This window comes from Nostoc sp. DedSLP04, assembly GCF_034530775.1.
Classification (GTDB): Bacteria; Cyanobacteriota; Cyanobacteriia; order Cyanobacteriales; family Nostocaceae; genus Nostoc.
The window spans coordinates 44,385-65,913 of the sequence record NZ_JAVRCL010000025.1 but is presented as its reverse complement, the minus strand read 5'-3'; the positions used below and the strand labels follow the sequence as shown (position 1 = coordinate 65,913).

Annotated in this window: 16 protein-coding genes; 13 read left to right on the top strand and 3 right to left on the bottom strand. The window is 41.7% G+C overall.

Annotated features, from left to right (window positions below):
- Nucleotides 1-82 precede the first annotated feature (82 nt).
- The 9 genes from RMX89_RS16300 to RMX89_RS16255 all read left to right on the top strand — a co-directional run bounded on the left by RMX89_RS16300 (nt 83) and on the right by RMX89_RS16255 (nt 12,770).
- Nucleotides 83-1,582, top strand: coding sequence for an MBOAT family protein (locus RMX89_RS16300; protein WP_322689624.1), 1,500 nt, complete (start codon nt 83-85; stop codon nt 1,580-1,582).
- A gap of 351 nt (nt 1,583-1,933) precedes the next feature.
- Nucleotides 1,934-3,016, top strand: a complete 1,083-nt coding sequence (gene psbA, locus RMX89_RS16295) for a photosystem II q(b) protein (RefSeq protein ID WP_322682206.1) — start codon at nt 1,934-1,936, stop codon at nt 3,014-3,016.
- Nucleotides 3,017-3,478: 462 nt separating this feature from the next.
- Entirely contained in the window at nt 3,479-4,582 is a 1,104-nt protein-coding gene (gene psbA, locus RMX89_RS16285; RefSeq protein ID WP_322689623.1) for a photosystem II q(b) protein, read from the top strand.
- 326 nt (nt 4,583-4,908) lie between these two features.
- A complete protein-coding gene (locus RMX89_RS16280) occupies nt 4,909-6,300 on the top strand; it encodes a malic enzyme-like NAD(P)-binding protein (RefSeq protein WP_322673243.1) in 1,392 nt (463 codons plus the stop codon).
- A 344-nt stretch (nt 6,301-6,644) separates the two neighbouring features.
- Nucleotides 6,645-8,930 (top strand): PhoD-like phosphatase, encoded by a 2,286-nt coding sequence (locus RMX89_RS16275; protein WP_322689622.1) that lies wholly within the window; start codon nt 6,645-6,647, stop codon nt 8,928-8,930.
- A gap of 81 nt (nt 8,931-9,011) precedes the next feature.
- Entirely contained in the window at nt 9,012-9,485 is a 474-nt protein-coding gene (locus RMX89_RS16270; protein ID WP_322689621.1) for a hypothetical protein, read from the top strand.
- A 365-nt stretch (nt 9,486-9,850) separates the two neighbouring features.
- The gene (locus RMX89_RS16265; protein ID WP_322689620.1) at nt 9,851-10,237 is read left to right on the top strand and encodes an endonuclease domain-containing protein; all 387 of its coding nucleotides are present in this window, start codon (nt 9,851-9,853) and stop codon (nt 10,235-10,237) included.
- A gap of 166 nt (nt 10,238-10,403) precedes the next feature.
- Nucleotides 10,404-11,057, top strand: a complete 654-nt coding sequence (locus RMX89_RS16260) for a Uma2 family endonuclease (protein ID WP_322689619.1) — start codon at nt 10,404-10,406, stop codon at nt 11,055-11,057.
- 171 nt (nt 11,058-11,228) lie between these two features.
- A complete protein-coding gene (locus tag RMX89_RS16255) occupies nt 11,229-12,770 on the top strand; it encodes a glycosyltransferase family 39 protein (RefSeq protein ID WP_322689644.1) in 1,542 nt (513 codons plus the stop codon).
- A gap of 65 nt (nt 12,771-12,835) precedes the next feature.
- Here RMX89_RS16255 and RMX89_RS16250 read toward each other — a convergent pair whose 3' ends face one another.
- Nucleotides 12,836-14,821 (bottom strand): DMT family transporter, encoded by a 1,986-nt coding sequence (locus RMX89_RS16250; RefSeq protein WP_322689618.1) that lies wholly within the window; start codon nt 14,819-14,821, stop codon nt 12,836-12,838.
- Nucleotides 14,822-14,866: 45 nt separating this feature from the next.
- Nucleotides 14,867-16,174, bottom strand: a complete 1,308-nt coding sequence (locus RMX89_RS16245; protein ID WP_322689617.1) for a mannosyltransferase family protein — start codon at nt 16,172-16,174, stop codon at nt 14,867-14,869.
- Nucleotides 16,175-16,468: 294 nt separating this feature from the next.
- Here RMX89_RS16245 and RMX89_RS16240 point away from each other — a divergent pair, with 294 nt between their 5' ends.
- The 3 genes from RMX89_RS16240 (at nt 16,469) to RMX89_RS16230 (ending at nt 18,491) form a co-directional block, all read left to right on the top strand.
- Nucleotides 16,469-16,627, top strand: coding sequence for a hypothetical protein (locus RMX89_RS16240; RefSeq protein WP_322689616.1), 159 nt, complete (start codon nt 16,469-16,471; stop codon nt 16,625-16,627).
- A 14-nt stretch (nt 16,628-16,641) separates the two neighbouring features.
- Complete coding sequence (locus RMX89_RS16235) at nt 16,642-17,838, top strand: 1-deoxy-D-xylulose-5-phosphate reductoisomerase (protein ID WP_322689615.1); 1,197 nt, start codon at nt 16,642-16,644, stop codon at nt 17,836-17,838.
- A gap of 455 nt (nt 17,839-18,293) precedes the next feature.
- Nucleotides 18,294-18,491, top strand: a complete 198-nt coding sequence (locus RMX89_RS16230; protein ID WP_118162507.1) for a hypothetical protein — start codon at nt 18,294-18,296, stop codon at nt 18,489-18,491.
- Between the two features lie 66 nt (nt 18,492-18,557).
- On the opposite strand, the gene RMX89_RS16225 is transcribed toward RMX89_RS16230, so the two are convergent.
- Entirely contained in the window at nt 18,558-19,058 is a 501-nt protein-coding gene (locus RMX89_RS16225; protein WP_322673232.1) for a thioesterase family protein, read from the bottom strand.
- Between the two features lie 116 nt (nt 19,059-19,174).
- Between RMX89_RS16225 and RMX89_RS16220 the strand changes: the two genes are divergently transcribed.
- Nucleotides 19,175-21,244 (top strand): CHAT domain-containing protein, encoded by a 2,070-nt coding sequence (locus RMX89_RS16220; protein ID WP_322689614.1) that lies wholly within the window; start codon nt 19,175-19,177, stop codon nt 21,242-21,244.
- Nucleotides 21,245-21,529 lie beyond the last annotated feature (285 nt).

Below are 21,529 nucleotides of genomic sequence, written 5' to 3'. Positions count from 1 at the left end.
AGGGGGCAGGCGAGAATAACTAATGACCAATGACCAATGACAAATGACAAATAACAAATGACAAACGACAAATGACTAAAAAATGAACTTTATCTCAATTTTCTTTGGGCTGTTCTTATTGAGTGTGTTAGGAATTTACTGGTCTTTAGCACAACATAAATTGCGATTATGGACGCTGCTAATTGCTAGTTTGGTTTTTTACTCCTCTTTGCACATCCAATATATACCATTACTATTAGCATTGACGTTTATCAATTTCCGTATAGGACTGAAAATTGGTAACAACACATCACCAGGGAAACATTCTCTTGACTGGCAAATTTCTAACGAAGAGTGGCAATTTGCTCAAGTTGATTGGAATCGTCGCCGTTTAAAGGTTTTGTGGGTGGGTATAATTCTAAATGTTTTTCTGCTATTAGCTTTTAAGTATTTTACCCCTTTATTCAAGTTTGTTTTTCATGTTCAAACAAACTCACCAGATAGCTCTTTTAAATTAATTGCACCCTTGGGAATTTCATTTTTCACCTTTGAATGTATTGCTTATTTAATAGATGTCTATCGCGGTGCCCCTGCTACTGATAATTTTCTCAAATTTGCTACGTACAAATTATTCTTCGCCAAACTGATTTCAGGGCCAATTACGCGCTACCACAACTTAGCAAATCAATTCAATACATTAGAATTACCCAATACTAATAGAGTAGCCCAAGCGCTGTGGTTGATTGCTAGGGGCGCAGTCAAAAAAGGTATTTTTGCAGACCACTTGGGAATTTTTGTAGATTTATGTTTCGGTAATTTGCAACGGGCCGGTAGTACGGATCTCTGGTTAGCTACATTTGCTTATGGCTTGCAGTTATATCTAGATTTCAACGGTTACGTAGACATTGCCCGTGGTAGTGCTATGCTTTTCGGTTTAGTTCTACCTGAAAATTTCGACTTTCCTTATTTCAGCACCAATATTTCCGAATTTTGGCGGCGCTGGCATATTACTCTGGGAGATTGGCTACGTAACTATGTCTACTTTCCGTTGGGTGGTTCCCGTCGCGGTTTAGTCCGTACCTGCTGGAATTTATTTATTGTGATGCTAATTGCTGGTATCTGGCACGGTGCTGCTTTGGGTTATGTCGTTTGGGGTATACTCCACGGATTAGCTTTGGTGGTTCATCGACTTACAGATTCTATAAGCGATCGCTTTGAAACTTTAGAACAATTCTGGCAAAATCCTCTGGGTATCTTTGTCGCTTGGTTCTTAACTCAAATGATGGTTTTTACCTCTTGGATTTGGTTCCGTCTACCTAATCTCCAAGACTCTTCTTTGGTAATTCGGCATCTTTGGGGTTATCCGGCTGACGCCCAGTTTGCTGAAAAGGTCTATATCGAAGCCTTAAATATGAGCCAATCCCAACTCGCTTGGGTACTTCTAGGTTTAGCTGCGCTTATGGCTGTAGTCTATGCATTCAATCGAATGCTGAAGTTAGAGTTTAACTGGCCCCTTAAGCTTGTCTTCGTCCCCCTATGTTTTTACGCTGTTTGGTTATTAGCTCCTGAAGGCAGTTTGCCCTACATCTACTTTGATTTTTAACTGAATCATCAGACAATATGAACTTAATATCTTGTTACAAATCAACAAGACTTAAAATGTTTTTCATCGACTAATTGTAAAGAAGTGTAAAGGTAAATAACTAGGCGATCGCTTCATTGAAAGTGGTAGCTAGTTGATTGTTGAAATGGCTGAAAAAGCCTGAATCTATTACTTTTATTTTGATTATTTCATAGAAGGAAAACTTTACAGATCGATGAGCTTGTTAAAGAATTACGTTACAGAATATTAAGCCAAAGATCCCGTCAAAGTAAATTCATGTAGACTGTATTTCAACAGGCGAAAATAAATCCGCTTGTTGCATATTTAACAACCCATAGCACTTATAAAACCATGACCACAACCTTACAACGGCGCTCCGACGCTAATGTATGGGATCGCTTCTGCGAGTGGATCACCAGTACTGACAACCGTATATATATCGGTTGGTTTGGTGTACTCATGATCCCAACCCTGCTAGCTGCTACAACCTGCTTCGTAATTGCCTTCATCGCTGCTCCTCCTGTGGACATCGACGGCATCCGCGAACCAGTTGCAGGTTCTTTGATCTACGGAAACAACATCATCTCTGGTGCAGTTGTTCCTTCTTCAAACGCAATCGGCTTGCACTTCTACCCAATCTGGGAAGCAGCTTCTCTTGATGAGTGGTTGTACAACGGTGGTCCTTACCAGTTGGTAATTTTACACTTCTTGATCGGTTGCGCTGCCTACCTTGGTCGTCAGTGGGAACTTTCTTACCGCTTAGGTATGCGTCCTTGGATCTGCGTAGCTTACAGCGCACCTCTGGCTTCTGCTACCGCAGTATTCTTGATCTACCCAATTGGTCAAGGTTCATTCTCTGATGGTATGCCTTTAGGTATCTCTGGAACCTTCAACTTCATGATTGTGTTCCAAGCAGAACACAACATCTTGATGCACCCCTTCCACATGTTAGGTGTGGCTGGTGTATTCGGCGGTTCATTGTTCTCAGCAATGCACGGTTCTCTAGTAACTTCTTCCTTGGTTCGTGAAACCACCGAAACCGAGTCCCTTAACTACGGTTACAAATTCGGTCAAGAAGAAGAAACCTACAACATCGTTGCAGCCCACGGCTACTTCGGTCGTTTAATCTTCCAATACGCTTCCTTCAACAACAGCCGTTCACTGCACTTCTTCTTAGCAGCTTGGCCTGTCGTCGGTATCTGGTTCACCGCTTTGGGTATCAGCACGATGGCATTCAACCTGAACGGTTTCAACTTCAACCAATCAATCATTGACTCCCAAGGTCGCGTCATCAGCACCTGGGCAGATGTAATCAACCGCGCTAACCTGGGTATGGAAGTAATGCACGAGCGTAACGCTCACAACTTCCCCCTAGACTTAGCTGCTGGTGAAGTTACACCTGTCGCTCTGACTGCTCCTGCTATCAACGGTTAATTCTGAAGATTTAGCTAAATAAAAAGCGCCTCCATAAATGGGGGCGCTTTTTAGTTGTAATTATTTTAAAGATTAAAAGTAAAGTCTTTCCAGGTTTGTGGTTAGCTGTCACCTCACTAATCATAGGAGATATGACAAAAGTTTTAGCAATACTGCAACAAGGGTTAAATTCAAAAAAACACGCTGAGTTTGTTGAGCGTTTAGCTTAATAAAATTTAAAAATAATGTCTTGAAAAATAAAAATTACTAATGTAAAACGTGATATTAGGAGCCGGGAAATTTTTCCCTTTTTTCAGACAGTCTCCTTTGGGAAATTAGTTAACAGCATTTTTGGTGTGAGGTAATTCCAGAGAGTCCCGGCTATTAGGGAGAAGGTATTTGGCGAAGTCTTTGAAAACAGCTTAATTCTCAATTCTTAAAATTGGGAAAGTTTGTTGTCACCGATGTATCAATAACACAGTTATGACCACAACTTTAGGAAGAAGCGAAAGCGGCAACCTGTGGGATCGTTTCTGTCAATGGATTACTAGCACCGACAATCGGCTTTATATTGGCTGGTTCGGCGTTTTAATGATTCCTACCCTATTAACCGCTACCATCTGTTTCATTATTGCCTTTATTGCTGCACCACCCGTTGATATTGACGGCATTCGGGAGCCAGTTTCTGGTTCTTTATTATACGGCAATAACATCATCACTGGTGCTGTTGTACCTACATCTAATGCAATTGGTTTGCACTTCTACCCAATTTGGGAAGCTGCTTCAATGGATGAATGGCTCTACAACGGCGGCCCTTATCAACTCATTGTCTTGCACTTCTTGATTGGTATCTTTTGCTGGCTCGGTCGGCAATGGGAGTTAAGCTATCGTTTGGGGATGCGTCCCTGGATTTGCGTTGCTTACTCTGCGCCTGTAGCTGCTGCGACTTCGGTTTTCTTAATTTATCCAATTGGTCAAGGTAGCTTTTCTGACGGGATGCCTCTGGGCATTAGCGGCACGTTTAACTTCATGTTCGTATTCCAAGCCGAGCATAACATCCTCATGCACCCATTTCATCAACTAGGTGTAGCGGCGGTGTTCGGTGGTTCCCTGTTCTGCGCGATGCACGGTTCTTTGGTGTCTTCCTCTTTAGTTAGAGAGACAACAGAAGCTGAATCTATAAACTACGGTTACAAGTTTGGTCAAGAACAAGAAACCTATAGCATTGTAGCGGCTCATGGTTACTTTGGGCGGTTAATTTGGCAATATGCCAGCTTTAACAACTCGCGTTCTTTACACTTTTTCTTGGCTGCTTGGCCTGTAGTTGGGATCTGGTTAACGGCATTGGGCATCAGTACGATGGCGTTCAACCTCAACGGGTTTAACTTTAACCAGTCAATTCTTGACTCCAAAGGTCATGTAGTTAATACATGGGCAGATGTGCTAAACCGCGCCAATTTGGGTATAGAAGTGATGCACGAGCGCAATGCTCACAACTTCCCCCTGGATTTAGCGGGTGGTGAGGCAGTACCTCTGGCAACGATGTCTAGGACGGGCGTAGATGCAGCACCTACAATTCACGGTTAATTGTAAGTTAAAATTCACTGCGCTCTCTGTATGGAGGGCGCTTTTTTTGTGCATGAAGCTATAGTTATACAAATATTTACACAGATAAAATATAAAAAAAATATCTGGTGTATTTGGGTACAATTACTAAATTGTTACTCATTTATATTAGTAAATGCATTGGTATAAATAAAAATAATTATCAAAACTGTAAGCAGTGGATAAACTAACTACTGATGATTATCCCAAAAGTTTACATACATTGTGTTTTCACAGACTACAAATCTTAAATTTTAGTTTTTGTCTCAATTCAATATAAAATCTAAAACTTAAAATCCAAAATCAACATGGCAGACCTAACTCCTAATTCTAGTTTTAGTTTGACACTGCGCTTGCAGATTCCCAATCGTGTAGGGATGTTGGCCTCAGTAACACATGCGATCGCAACCTGTGGCGGTAATCTCGGTCAAATCGATTTAATCGAGCAAACCCGCAAAGAGTCCACCCGCGATCTGACTGTGGATGCTGCTAGTACTGAACACGCTGAAACCATTGTGCAAGCAATCAAGGTGTTGCCAGATATCAAATTACTCAGTGTTTACGATCGCACCTTTAATTTGCATCGCGGTGGCAAAATCAGCATTAGCAGTAGAATTCCCCTGAAGAGTGTTTCCGATTTGGCAATGGCTTACACCCCTGGAGTCGGTCGAATTTGTACTGCGATCGCTCAAGATCCAGAGGAAGTTTACAAGTTAACCATCAAACAGAACACTGTTGCCATTGTTACTGATGGTAGTGCGGTTTTGGGATTGGGAAATCTCGGCCCAGCTGCCGCCCTACCAGTTATGGAAGGCAAAGCAATGCTATTCAAGGAATTTGCGGGGCTGGATGCTTTTCCTATTTGTCTCGCTACCCAAGATACAGAAGAAATTATCCAGGCAGTTAAAAATATTGCGCCGGTGTTTGGGGGCGTGAATTTAGAGGATATCGCTGCACCTCGCTGCTTTGAAATTGAAAAGAGATTACGCCAAGAATTAGATATCCCCGTTTTTCACGACGATCAGCACGGTACAGCAATTGTCACCTTGGCTGCGTTATTTAATTCTTTGAAACTCGTACATAAATCCTTAGCAGAAATCAAGATCGTGATTAACGGTGCTGGGGCGGCGGGAGTGGCGATCGCTCGGTTACTGCGTAAAGCTGGGGCAGAAAAAATCTGGATGTGCGACTCTAAAGGGATTCTCTCTACCAGTCGCAGCGATTTGACAGAAGAAAAACTCGAATTTGCTGTGAAAGGTCAAGGTACATTAGCGGGTGCAATGCAAGGAGCAGATGTGTTTATTGGAGTCAGCGCACCAGGAGTTTTGACACCAGAAATGGTGCAATCGATGGCAAAAGATCCAATTATCTTTGCAATGGCAAATCCGATTCCAGAGATTCAGCCAGAATTAATCAGTAAAGATGTGGCTGTCATTGCGACCGGTCGTAGCGACTACCCAAATCAAATCAATAACGTTCTTGCTTTTCCTGGGGTATTCCGTGGTGCTTTAGATTGTCGGGCACAGACAATTACCATCAAAATGTACCTAGAAGCCGCAAGTGCGATCGCCTCTTTAGTTAAGCCTTCAGACTTAAATCGGGAACACATTATTCCTTCAGTCTTTGATGAGCGTGTTGTCACTGCTGTTGCTGCTGCTGTGCAACGTGCCGCGCGGGAAGAAGGCATCGCGCGAAATTAATTAACTAAGGGACTTCCAAATAAAAAAATATTCAATTATTGATTGTAGGGTGGGCAGCGTTCGACTGAGCGCTCACGCCGAAGTCTTGCCCGCCATATAAACTGGGCGCTCATGTTGCCCACCCCACAAGATTGGATAGTTTATTTCTTGGAGTTCCCTAAAATAATCACTTTTATGGGATAGGCGTATCGCCTGTCCCTGAACTTTTAGGCTGCAATCTATTTGCGCTATCAACTGATGTTAAACAGATAAGAATTGATGCATGATTGGTGATTAGATGAGTTGGGCTACCAATTTAGGAGCAAAGTAACACATCTAAAACACCATCATGTCAACTGTTTGCAATGAAGTACCAAGTTGGGGACGAGTTTTTACAAGAACTACCACTGATTTTAGCGGGGCCAATCCTCAAATATACTGAGCCAGAGTCTGTGACAGTATGGGTCGCACTAAAACAGTCTTGTCAGGTAAAACTTAAGGTTTATGACACAACAAATGATGGTGAAGTAATCGGAAATTGCTTATTGGAGGGAGAACGCTCTACCTTTGCTCTGGGTAAGTATCTTTATGTAGTTGCCATCACCGCTCGGTCTACAATTGGACATCACCTAACTGGAAGTCACATCTATGCATACGACCTCCAGTTTACTGTTGCTGACCAAACCCTGCAAATGCAACAAGCATTATGTTCAAACTCCTCTCCTCCAGTCAGCATCAGCTACTTCGATCATCAAAAACCAACCTTTGCTTTACCGCCAAACCGTTTTCAAGATTTGCAAATTGTCCATGCTTCCTGCCGTAAACCTCATGGGCATGGGTTTGATGCACTGCCAATTCTCGACAGTATGATTCAGGCATCAGCAAATCAACCCCAGCACCGACCTCACCAGCTGTTTCTCACGGGAGATCAAATTTATGGAGATGATGTAGCAGAACCATCTCTGTGGGTTGCAACTACTCTTGGTGATGCCCTCTTGGGTTGGGAAGAAAAACTTCCGGTGAATGGAGTGTACTGCACTCCCCAGCAACTACCCCCTGGAGAACGGGCTGATGCTGCGACAAATCAAGCTGGTTTGACGGCAGGACTACATAACAAAGCAGAGAAAGTCAACAGTCATCTTTTCAGTCTGGGTGAATATTACGCTACTTATTTACTCGCTTGGTCGCCAGTGTGCTGGCCAACAACATTTCCCAAAGGGCAGCAAGTAATGCGCGATCGCCATGCTATCAAGAAGTGGAACCGAGAAGTCCAGCATTTGCGCCAATTTATCTATACCCTTTGGAAAGTGCGCCGCGCCCTTGCCAATATCCCCATGTACACCATCTTTGATGACCATGATGTTACTGATGACTGGAATTTAAACCAAGCTTGGTGTTTGCGCGTGCTGGGGCAACCATTAGGGCGAAGAATAGTCCAAAATGCATTGTTAGCCTATACAGTATTTCAAGGTTGGGGCAATACACCAGAGCAATTTGCAGAAGGAAAATCAGGTGAAAAGCTGTTGGCGGCTGCACAAGCTTGGTCAGCTTCTCAAGGGAGAGATGCAAAGGCTAATCAGGCGATCGCTCGTTATCTAGGTATGCCAGCCAACGACCCCCACACAAACTTACCTATTTTAGTCCGAGACGGCGCAGTATTTATTCTGGATCGAGATCCGGAAGCGCTGATTTGGCATTATATAGTCCGCAGCGATTGCCATGAAGTAATTGTGCTGGATACACGTACATGGCGGGGTTATCCAGCCGATCAAAAACCAATTGCGCCGCCGATGCTGTTGTGTCCAAAGGCTTTTGAGCAACAACTACTTTTGCCTTTACAACAAGTAACTGAACAAACTCAGATTAAAACTACATTTGTGATTGCGCCCACAAATGTTTTTGGATTACAAGTGATTGATTGGATTCATCATTGGCACTTAAACCAGGAGAAAGTTTTTTCAACAGATGTTGGAGATGCCTGGAATATTAATGTTGAAGCACTGGCGAAATTCCTAACTACTTTGTTTGAGGAACGTCAACAAGTCGTGATTCTATCTGGGGATATTCACTACAGTTCTGTTGCTCACTTATCTTATGCACGCACCCATTCCAAATTACAATCTGTCTTGATACAGCTAACCGCTAGTGCATTGAAGAATGAAGAGATGTTGACGCGGCTGATTCATACACGATTGAAAGATTGGCTGCTACCAGAACAGGTACGACATTGGATCGGCTGGATAAAGCCACCCAATATGGTAGAAATTTCCGAGAAACAATTACACCATAATCCTCAGCTGCTGAATGACCCTGACTGGCATTGTGTACTGGAGTGGATACCTAGAAACAGCGTTCAGACTTCTACTTACACAGCAGATATATTATCATTGATAGCTCCTTGGAAACGAGCCGAAAATGCTAAATGGAAATGGTTACAACCTCTGATTTTTTGGAAATCTCGTTGGTTTCAAGAGGGACGAGAAGTAGTTGGATTGAATAATTTAGCTCTGGTTCACTTTGAGTTAGCAGATGAGAGTAATTATTGTAAAGTTATGCAAGATTTATACTGGTTTTCTTGTTGGTATCCAACCCAAATTGTTTACAGCCGTTTTGAGAGCCAGTTAACGCCCAATCAGTCTTTATTACGATGAGCGGTTTTGCTATGTGAATGGAAATTTTAGGTGTATATGTGGGCACTCTAGACTGAAGAAACATACTGGAGAGTGATTTCTATGTCTACGAACCCAATTAGTGCAACATTGGCACAAACAGACAGAGATGCTGTGTTGCAAGCGATCGCCACCATTAAAGAAAAGCTACCATTTTTGGTTGATTTGAGTGCCGACGATCGCAAGACTTTACCCAAGATGGGAGATAAAAGTCGGGCGTTTGTAAGCAAAGCATTAGAGATGGCGGCGCAGAATCCAGAGTTTTTACCGCGATCGTTCGATTTGGATGAGATGCGGAAGGACGTGCAATTATTTGAAGCGTTGTATCCGGTGTTATTGTCGTTGACGCAGTTACAAGAGTTAGTAGATGATACATCTCTTGCAGTCGGTAGTGAAGCTTATGCAGCCGCGTTACAGGTGTATAACTACGCCAAAGCCAGTGGAAAAGGGACGGGTTTAGATGCAGTGGTTGTGGAAATGGGACAACGATTTGCTCGTAAACCTGGAAAATCCAAGTCTCAAAAAGCAGCTTTGTAGAAAAGAGTTCACTATTTGCACTTAAAATGTGCAACGTTGAAGCTCAGAATTTGGATGTTGGAGTTAAAAGCACAACATTTCGAGTTCTGAAGCTCTATTTTTTAGTTCAAAGGCTCAACGTTCCAGCAAAAAGGTGCAACTTCCGAGTTCAAAGGTGCAACGTTCCAGCAAAAAGGTGCAACATTCGAGTTCAAAGGCTCAACGTTCTAGCAAAAAGGTGCAACTTCCGAGTTCAGAGGCTCAACGTTTGAGCAAAAAGGTGCAACTTCCGAGTTCAGAGGCTCAACGTTCGAGTAAAAAGGTGCATATAACCTATATATTACCCCCCTTTTTAAGGGGGGCAGGGGGGATCAAAACTATAAACTATGACCAAAAACCTCAATAATAGCGATTTTCATCTACCTTACAATCCAAAGCTTGTGGAAAGAGCAAAAGAACTTCGCAAAAATATGACTCCAGCAGAAAAGAAGCTTTGGTATGGATATCTAAGAACCTTTCAATTTCACGTTTTAAAACAACGGACGATTAATCATTTCATCGTTGATTTCTACTGTCCCATTTTAAAAGTAGTGATAGAAATTGATGGAGATAGTCATTTTACAGATCGAGGTCAAGATTATGACATGGAGAGAACTCATATTCTGGAAGGCTATGGTTTAAAGGTTCTCAAGTTTACAAATAGCCAAGTTTTAAATCAGTTTGATAGTGTGTGTGAGCAGATACAGGGTTTGATCCCCCCTAACCCCCCTTAAAAAGGGGGGAAATCGTAGTTTAGTTTTTTTACAGCAGCGATCGCCTTTCAACCCCCATCATCTAACCTCAGAACTCAAAGGTTGCACTTCAGAGGTTAAAGAGTCGAGCTAGGAGTTTAGAATTTAAGTTACAAGAGATATAGATTACTGGCACAAGGGTTAGACAATGAGTGAAACTCAGACCCAGTTACCGACAGATATATGGATTTGTGCTTCTTGGCAAGAGTATGAGCAGATAGTCGCTAACTTGCTCAACGAGAAGGGAAAAAGCTATTACTACAAAGGGCACATGAGGCTGGAGATGCCACCAGTTAGTTTTGCTCATGGTAAAGACCATGTAATAATTATTTTTGCTGTAACTCTATTTGCGACTATTAAAGGGATTTTAGCCACAGGCTTAGACACCACGACTTTTCGTAAAACTGGTATTCAGGACTGTCAGCCCGATGTAGCGTATTACTTTAGAGAACGTGCCCAAACTATCCCAGCAGGTACAGGAATCGTCAACCTCGATCGCTATCCTGCACCGGATTTAGTGATTGAGATTGCGAAAACATCTCTGCTGGATGACTTGGGTACAAAGCGAGCGCTCTATGAAGAATTGGGTATTGCTGAATACTGGGTAGTAGATGTTCAAAATGCCGAAATTATAGCTTATGCGATCGCAGATCAAGGCAGTAAACGTATTCAAGAATCACAGGTATTGCCTGGATTGGCGATGCCTATTTTAGAAGAAGCCTTACGCCGTAGCCGTGAGATGAATCAATCTGAAGTTGGAGCTTGGTTATTGAGCCAGTTTCAGCAAAAGGAGTATTGTTAACTAATAGTTTTTTCAAAAAGATATACATCATCTTGCTGATATTCTAAGTTAAATTTTGATTGGCTTTTCAAAACATTTACTAAGTTAGAAATAGATTCTGAAGTTGCAGCACAACCTGGATGCCTAGTGGGGATATCCTAGAGGTTTGAGATGATTATCCCGATTTTAGATATGCGTCTATTCCGAGAAAAAGAATGGTTATTTAGCTTACTGATAATATCTCTATTTTTATGGCTGATATTTTTGGGAAACTCCGCTTTAAGAGATTGGGATGAAGGTACTGTGGCACAGGTTGCCCGTGAAATTTGGCGTGCCCCGCTTGGTTCAATGCATTGGCTTTATCCCACATTGGGAGGGCAACCCTATCATAATAAGCCACCCCTGATGCACTTATTAATTGCTTGGACTTATTCGCTCGCAGGCGTGAATGAGTGGACAACGCGTCTACCGGGTGCAGTATTAACAGCCTTGGGCGTGCCTTTGCTTTACTTGGTGGGATGTTTGCTTTTTAACCAAAGTTTACCAGCTCTGTTTAGCGCTTTAGTTTACCTGACGATGTTGCCTGTAGTGCGTCACGGAAGGCTAGCAATGCTAGATGGTACAACTATTACCTTTTTCTTGCTGCTGTTGTTTTGTTTGCTAAAAGCACGTCAGAATCGTCCATATGCTCTCGGTGTGGGATTTTGTCTGGGGTTAATCGCTCTCACGAAAGGGATGATAGTTTTACCGCTAGGAGCGATCGCTTTTTTATTCCTGATTGCAGATCGGCAGTTTGCTTTGTTAACAAGTCCCTATCTATTAGTGGGAATATTTTTCGGAAATGTACCTGCGATCGCTTGGTTTGTCGCTCAATGGCAACATTATGGCGAAACTTTCTTCCAAGTGAACTTTCAAACACAAACTTTTGATCGTCTGACACAATCTGTTGAAGGTCATAGCGGCCCACCTTGGTACTATTTAATTGAGTTAATTAAATATAGTTTTCCTTGGCTACTATTTTTACCAGGAGGTTTTTATCTAGCTTGGAAAAAACGTCATACTACCTGGGGTCGCTTAATTCTTATTGGCACAATTATTTACTTAGGGACTATTTCTTTAATGAAAACTAAGCTGCCTTGGTATGTTATGCCTGTATATCCATTTTTAGCTTTGGCAATTGGTGCGAAACTTAGCGAAATTTGGCAGTACGGTCATTTTAAGGTGCGAAGTTTGAGAATATTTATGACTATTATTGCTATTGCTGGTTTAGGAGGTTTTGTTTACTTTATTCTTGCAAAGAAAGAACCTAGTTTAATAGTCATGAGCATTGTTTTGGCAATCAGTATGAGCATTGCAGCATGGCTAATTAAACAACGCGATCGCAACTTTATTCCAGTGCTATTTTCTGGGATCTACTTAGTTTTAGCACTGTTAATGAGTTCGCAATCATGGATCTGGGAATTAAAGGAAGCTTTTCCGGTTAAACCAGTAGCAGAATTAATTCGGGCAAATGTTTCAACAGGAACACAAATTTATACTTCTTTTGCTTATGGGCGTCCCAGTTTAGACTTTTACTGCGATTGTAAGGTAACTCCTGCAACTGTCCCAACTTTACAACAAATGTTATCTAATAAATCTTATTTGCTGTTAGACAATGGGGCTTTGCAGCAAATAAATTTAACTGGTAGTAAAATTATCGGTTCGGCTCAAGGATTTACACTAATTTCACCATAATTTATGAATGAATTTATCCTTTAGAGACATATTCTCTAAAATTGAACTTTGGATAAATAGCGCTTCTACGATCCTTCGTTTGTTACTTGAACAATGGATTGACTAGATTGGGCTAGATAGATACCCATTAAAACTACGGCAAAAGTCGCCCAGTCAAACAAAGCTACTTGTTCTGCAAAAATAAACCAAGCAAAAATGGAAGCTAGAACTGGTTCTAAAAGAAGCGTGACGGCAACAACGCCTGAAGAGATTCTGCTAAGGCTATAAGCTAAAAGTCCCTGACCCAACACTTGGCAGAAGAGAGCTTGAAAAATTATGAAAAACCAACCCATCCAGGAATAGGGCAATAGTCTATCTTCGAGGAATGGGAGGACTGGTAATAGAAACATTGTTGTTACTCCACATCGCCACAGCATGATAGTTGCAGTGCTAAATCTGGTTCGGAGTCTTTCTATCAGCAGCATACACGTAGCCATGAAAACCGCAGTTAGCAATGCTAATGCATCACCTAATATTTGATCGGTTGCAAATTGTACCTTATTGAGTTCAAAGGCGATTGCTCCCCCCAAAGCGACAACCAGACCAATCACGAATCTATTGTCGAAACGCCGACCGAATAATAAATACCCAGCCAGAGCAACAAATAAAGAGTTCAAATTAGACAGTAAAGCCACGTTGGCAACACTAGTTTGACTCAGCGACCAAGCCCATAATAGAAGATAGGTTCCAGCAGAGGTTCCCATTGCCAACAATAGCCACACTTCTTGACTTGTAAAAGGCTTCTGTTCTATAGATTGGTTATCAAGCAAGGCAGGAGTAATATTGCCTTCTGCCCCCTGCCCCCTGCCTCCTTCAATAGACTGTTGGTAGCGAAAAGCCTCAAGTCCATTCCACAAACCAAAGACAACTGTTGCAATCCAACTGCGATGAAATACTACAGCATTTGCACCAATTTCTTGTTGACACAATTTAGTTAAAGATGGTGCTAAAGATATGGGAATTAAGGCAAACAATAATGATACAGTTCCTAATAAAGCTGGTGTTTCTGAAAATTGTTGCTTTAGTAATGACAGTTTAATCGTCATACTTTTAACGAAAGTGTTAACTATATTGTTGACTGATGCCTGGAACGGATAATTAATAGCAGCTTGGCTAGATATGGCTAAGTATAAACCCATTAAAACTACAGCGAAACCTATCCAATTCGAGAAAGTTAATTTTTCTGAAAAAATTACCAGAGCGAAAATGCCGCTAAATACTGGCTCTAACAGATGCACCAAGGAGACAACCACAGAGGAAAACTTAGCAAGGCTATAGGTCAAAAGCCCATGACCTAAAACTTGGCAAACCAGCGCCAAGCAAATTACCCACACCCACCCACTGACTGTAGAGGGGAAAAGCCGATCTTGAGTAAACAAAAGTATGGGGAAGATAGCTAGAGCGGCGATCGCACAGATCCACAATTGAATTGTAGCTGGAGAAAATTTAGTTCGTAATTTTTCTACGATCAGCAGGTATGCACTCAATAAAACCGCCGAAACGATCGCAGCAAAGCCTCCTTGAACCTCGTCCGTGGCAATTTGCAATTCCTCAAATTCAATGGCGATCGCTCCCCCAAGGGCGATGACCATGCCAATCAGGAATTGCTTCTCAAAACCCTTACGAAATAGCAGCCACACCCCTAAACTAGTAAATATAGGAGCGAGATTATGCAACACACTAGAAATCGCAACACTAGTTTGAGTCAGCGACCAAGCCAACAAAACTAAAGTGGCAGCCCAAAGAATACCAGCACCTAGTAATAGCAACATATCCTGACTGGTGTAAGACTGCTGTTCTACAGGTTTGTCTGCGGAAAATTGCTGCCGTATTGCTTTGTATCCATGCCAGACCAAGAAGGCCACGCTAGCAAGCCAAAAGCGATTAAATACAGTTGCACTGGGGCTAAGTTCAATTTCGCTCAATTTCATAAAAATAGAGCCAAAAGAAATGGCACCTACACCTAGAAATAATGAAGCGATCGCTATCTTCGTTTGATTGAATACATTCATTAGGAAATTTAAATTCAATTTCTTAGCAATAATGGATCGAACTCTCTAACCAACCCAATGCTCTTGGGCAAATCCTACAGCTATTTTGGCTAGTAATGTCACAAAAGCGCCTAATATTAAATATCCTTGACGAGGATGGCGAGATAGCAGCACACCAATGGCTATATTCAGAGGCACAATACCGTAGGCGAGACGGCTCAAGGAAATAGTGCCTCCAGAGGCTAGCAGTAAACCAATACCACAAAAGCCATAAATAACTGTAACTGGGGTCAGTTGCGTGTGGAAGCGCCACAACACATAGCCACCACCCAAGACCATGAACAAGTTGAGGAAGTTATCGATCCACTGTTCGCTTGCCAGAATCAACAAAAGTAAGACTAAACCATAAAAGCTATAAAATAATTTTACAGAACTAAAACGTTGACGGAAATGCAATAAAAGATAGCCACTGACAACAATCGCACCAAATAACAACAGATACCAGGGATCTTGAATCCCGCCAGAGGAGTTTTGAACCCAACCAAATTGCCAATTTTTACTGCCAACGGCAATTTGCATGAACATATTTAACCAACCTTGCCAATCAAATCCTAGAGTTGGTCGCCATCCTCGCTGTGCTTCGATAAAAGCTAAGGGGTTGCCAAAATAAATCGCACAATACAAACTGAATAAAAGTATGCCAATAGCAGTAGTCAAAGCGGCTATATAGGCAATAGGTGGTCGGCGTTCTTTCCAGGCTGCGATCGCCAATGCTGGAATTAGTGCCATACCTGTAGGACGTGTTGCTGTTGCCATCGCGCCCCAAAGAGCAGTCCAGCCATATTGCTTTTGATCGAACGCCTGCAAAGTCGCCGTACTCAAAAACAAATACAGCCCCTCTGTGTAAATCACTCCCGTAAACATCGAAGCCGGATACAAAGAAAGCACAGCAGTTACCCAGTGTGCTGCATTGATGCCATAACAATCCTTGACCCAAAAATACAAACAGTAAAGTGCTGCAAAAAATGCCAAGTTGTTGACTAACGTGCCTGCCAATTCAAACGGTAAGCCCAACTCCATCAAAAACCAGATGCTTAAGGGAAACAGGGGAAAGAAGGCCAAATTATGTTGCTTGCCGTCATTCACAAATTCATAACCAGAAGTTGCGATCGCACGGTAATGGATACTATCCCAAGCATCAAAAACCCCCCAGCCAAAACGGGGCAAAAATTCCTCTGCTGATAATGATAGTTTTGGCGCAACCAGCAACATAGCTGTCCAGATAAATATTCGACTGGCAAGCCATATTGCTGCTGGAAACAGGAAATCATTTTTCCATAAAATTTTTTTTATAATTATCTGAGCTTTGGCCATAGGGTTGAGTGCTTCAACAAACTCCTTTATGTATCTTTTTACCTATGGCTGCAATCTAGCAATTTATGAGTAAGATTTTGCATATTAAATCCTCCACCAACATAATTAAGAAACTGGACAGATGAGTAATTAATTGAAATTATTTCCTATTTGGTTACTTTTGCCAATTCTCTCAGAATTTATCTTTTAAAATATAGTATTTATAAATACAAATTTTGTCTAGTTATATGAAAATTAAACCTTGTCTGGTTTGAGATCGTAGCAGGATTTCCGCCGTGCTAGCAGTCTATCGAGTTGAAATTAACGGATTGGGACTGGCACAGAGAGGTACGCGAACAAGAAGACACGGGGATATTTTCTTTCTTTGTGTCTCTCCTCCTCGTCAGTGTATCGATTATAGCGATCGCTGTGATTAAAGAGTCCCCAGCAATTTATAGTGAGAGTTGTCTGTAAATCCTTAAGCAATTGTGAAAGCGATTACTCTTGTTGGTTCTACTGGTTCTATTGGTACTCAGACTTTAGATATTGTTACTCAGTACCCAGATCGGTTTCGGATTGTGGGATTGGCAGCTGGGAACAATGTAGAGATGTTGGCTGCTCAAATTCGGCAGTTTCAGCCGGAAATAGCAGCCATTTGCTCAGAAGATAAATTACCAGCGCTCAAAGAAGCAATCATTGACCTCAATCCCCAACCGATTCTACTGGCTGGTGAGGCCGGAGTGATAGAAGTTGCCCGTTACGGCGATTCCCAAACCGTAGTCACTGGGATCGTTGGTTGTGCTGGTTTGCTACCCACGATCGCCGCGATTGAAGCTGGTAAAGATATTGCCTTAGCAAACAAAGAAACTCTGATTGCTGGCGGCCCTGTGGTTCTACCCCTAGTCGAAAAACATGGTGTAAAATTACTCCCTGCCGATTCCGAACATTCCGCAATCTTTCAATGCCTCCAAGGTGTTCCCAAAGATGGCTTACGGAAAATTTTGCTGACTGCATCTGGTGGGGCTTTCCGCGACTGGGATATAGAAAAGTTAGCAAATGTAACTGTTGCTGATGCCTTGAAGCATCCTAATTGGTCGATGGGACGGAAAATCACAGTAGATTCTGCTACTTTGATGAATAAAGGACTGGAAGTAATTGAGGCTCACTTCCTGTTTGGCTTGGATTATGACAATATCGAAATTGTCATTCATCCCCAGAGCATTATTCACTCACTGATTGAACTACAAGATACTTCAGTTTTAGCCCAACTCGGCTGGCCAGATATGCGCTTACCCTTGCTGTATGCTCTATCTTGGCCCGATCGCATTTACACCGACTGGGAACGCTTAGATTTGGTGAAAGCTGGAAATTTAACCTTCCGCGAACCAGACCATCAAAAATATCCTTGTATGCAGTTGGCTTATGCTGTGGGTAAAGCTGGTGGTTCGATGCCTGCTGTGTTAAATGCTGCCAATGAACAAGCTGTAGCTTTATTTTTAGAAGAAAAAATTCGGTTTTTAGATATTCCTCGGTGTATCGAGTGGGTGTGCGATCGCCATCAAAATGATAACCGTACTAATCCCTCTTTAGATGACATTTTGGCAGCAGATCAATGGGCAAGACAAGAAGTTTTAATAGCAAGTGAAAGGTTAGAAACTCAGTCGCGGATAATCTCTCTGCGATAAAAACCTTCAGTTCAGTTTGGACTGAGGATTAGAAATTGATGCCTAGTCCCCAATCTCTAATCCCCAGCCTCTAATTTAATTAATATGAAAATTATTTCACTCGATCGCAAAGATGTATTCACCGAACTATAAAAAAGTTAACAAATAAAACTTTATTGAAGATAACTTTTGACTTCCGGATCGGTCGTCAGTTTTATGTATATCTATAATTTATCTCCAAAAAAATATAAAGCTTTACAAAAACTTTGCAAATAAACCCAGTATATTACATCAATAATTATCTGATTCTTAGGTAAAATATCTCCAGGCTAATTATCACAAAAACCTCCATTTTAGTAAATATTAACAACTGGGTTTAGCATTTTTTATACCAGTGATTAGTACCAAAATAAAAGCTTATCCTTTCTGAGTCAACTCACTTTCAGACAAGGGCAATTATTAAGGAATGAATATATATGATTATTACGTTAATTATAGCTTGGATAGTCTTCATAATATTATGGAAATTGCTGAAAGCAACCGTGAGCACTGCATTAACTCTTGCGGCAATCCTTGTTTTATTAAATATTAGTTTTGGCATTACTCCCCAAGATATTTGGCATTACGTAACGCAGTTTGCTCAAAATTTGTCGCAGATCCAAACTGGAAAATAACGATCTATACTTCACTTTTGCCAATAAAAGGTGAAGTAGAAAAGGTGAAATGATAACCTTGCTCAATCAATTGTTATTTAATGCTGAAATCTTGGCTAATGCATCCTTAAAACTCGGCGGTAACTGACGCATAATCTTGCCTCTTTCGCGATCTAAAGCGACTAAAGTCACCTTGGCAGTAACGTACAATTGTTGTCCATCAGTTGAGATAATGGCGTAATCCCAATTAATTCGTACACCAGTGACCTCAGCCATACGGGTTTTTACCAGCACTGCCATACCCAATTGAATTGAACGGTGATAGCGCACCGACAATTCTACAACTGGTAAATCGCAGCCTATAGCGACTAAATCAGCAAATTCAATCCCTATAGATCGCAAGCATTCAATCCGCGCTTCTTCCATCCAAGCTATATAGGAACCGTGCCAGACAAGACCGGCATAGTCAGTGTGGTGGGGTTGGACTCTGACAGGATATTCAAACCAATTCCCAAACTCGTGACTCGATGGATTGTCAAGGGCGCTGGTTGGTGGTAGTTTTGGTTGGCTGGGTTTTTCTTCTGACATCTTCAAATTTCTCAACGCCTATAAATTTTCCAAATTATTGAATAGCATAAAAATTAATTGCGTTGCCGGACTTATTGATTTAATATTTACCTTCCGAGCATAGGGAGTGTTTTGTTATGCAGCCTAATCTCCGGCATGTGAGTGTTGTTACTTTATCTCTACTTAGCTTACTAGGTTTTGGGATGGTATATCCAGACAATAACCAGGTAAATACAAATGCAAGGTTGAGGTACGAATCTGGAGAAAAAGCTCAAGCTTTACCCAAGAATAATCAACTCTCAGAAATTGCAAGGCTCAATCAAGAAGCTATCAAAGAATCTCGTCAAGGTCAATCAAAAGAAGCGTTGGAGAAATTACAGAAAGCATTAACCATCACTAGAGACCTTGGAGAGCGCTCTTGGGAAGCGGTAACATTTAACAATATTGGCAGAATCTACCAAAGTCAAAAAAAGTATCCTGAAGCACTTCAATCCTATCAGCAAGCCTTATTGATTAACAAAGAACTTGGGGATTTGGTTCGACTTGGCAAAACCTACAGTAACATAGGTTACTTATTCGATATCCAAAACCAACCAGAGTTAGCAATTTTTTTCTACAAGCATTGTTTGATTAATCGTGAGAAAGCTCGCTTGAATCCATCAGCATTGAGTGCGCCACAACCAGATGCTTACAACATAACTGTTAGCCAGACATATCGCATTTTGGGTGAACGATTGCTCAAACAAGAACGTGTTGCTGAAGCACAAAGGACAATGGATTTACTCAAAGTTGAAGAACTAGAGGAATATCTCCAGAATGTGCCAGGTAATCAACGTACTGTCAAAGGTCTTAATATAGCGGCAACAGAAAAACCAATTAAACAAAAGCTGGATCAAAGTGTGGATAATGCTGTTGTACTGGGTAAGGAATTAACAACACTACGGAAAATTTCCCCCGAACAGCGATCGCTCGAACAAAAACAACGCATCGAACAATTAGTCTTAAATCAACAGCAACTTCTAGATGGATTTAACCAATTTATCAATAGTCCTTCAGTGAAAGCACAGGTAGAGCAAATTAGCCGTACAGCTAGGCGGCAAAATTTGGATTTGGAAAGTCTCAACGAACTTCGAGATAATTTGGCGCGATTACCGCAAAAATCGGCATTACTCTACCCACTGATTTTAAAAGATAGTTTGGAATTGGTATTGGTAACTCCTGAATCCCCACCAATCCATCGCACCGTTGCTGTAAAGCGCGAAAAACTTTATCAAACAATTGATGCTTTCCGTCAAGCTTTAATCAATCCCAGTCGAAATATCAAAGCACCTGCACGCCAATTGTATGACTGGCTAATTAAACCGATAGAGAAAGACTTAAAGCTATCGGGTACGCAAACTCTGATTTACGCTCCAGACGATCGATTACGCTACATTCCTTTAACTGCTGTGTATGATGGCAAACAATGGCTCGTACAGCGTTTCAACGTGAATCACATTACATCTGCCAGTCTGACTAATTTAAACACCTCAAAACAATCCACTTTGCGGGTTTTAGCGGGTGCTTTTACTAAAGGTAATTATCAAATCAAAGTTGGTAATCGACAGGTTGCTTTCGCTGGCTTACCCTTTGCAGTGCGGGAAGTGGAAAGTCTAGCAGCAGCGGTTCCTGAAACTACGAAGCTTTTAGACGATGCCTTTACTCCTAAAGTCGCTGTACCCCAAATGGATGATTATACAATTGTCCATTTAGCGACTCATGCAGCCTTTGTGGTAGGTAAACCAGAAGATTCGTTTATTTTATTTGGAAATGGCGATCGCGTTAATTTTAGAAATGTCGCCACTTGGTCACTCCCGAATGTAGATTTGGTAGTGTTGAGCGCCTGTGAAACCGGCTTGGGAGGCAAGTTAGGTAACGGTGAAGAAATTTTGGGCTTTGGCTATCAGATGCAACAAACCGGCGCTAGAGCCGCCATCGCCTCTTTGTGGTCTGTAGATGATGGTGGTACACAAGCACTCATGAGTGCTTTTTATGGTATTCTTTCTACTGAGAAGCTGACTAAAACTGAAGCTTTACGCCAAGCTCAACTCTCATTAATTACTGGAAACTGGAAGGAAATAAGTCATAATGCACCCGTAGCAGCAGTCAATGACTTTAGTCACCCGTACTATTGGGCACCCTTTATTTTAATTGGCAATGGACTTTAGATATTCGCGCAGTGTCTCGTAGAGAAGTTATCGCGTTTTGATGAAATTATGGCAAAAGAGGAGCGCTCAACTAACTAACCTCTGACTTTGCTGTGTTTTAACACCTTCTAGCTAGAGGCTGAAAATCAAGACCGTCAGATTTTCGCTGATACCAAAAATATGCGATGGGCTAGCCATAGCCAATCACTTTATGATAATGGAGAAATAGGTAAGCGCGATCGCTAACTAAGCCACTGTTACCGATTAACAGTTACCGATAATCAATTTTTAATTTGCTCTCGACCT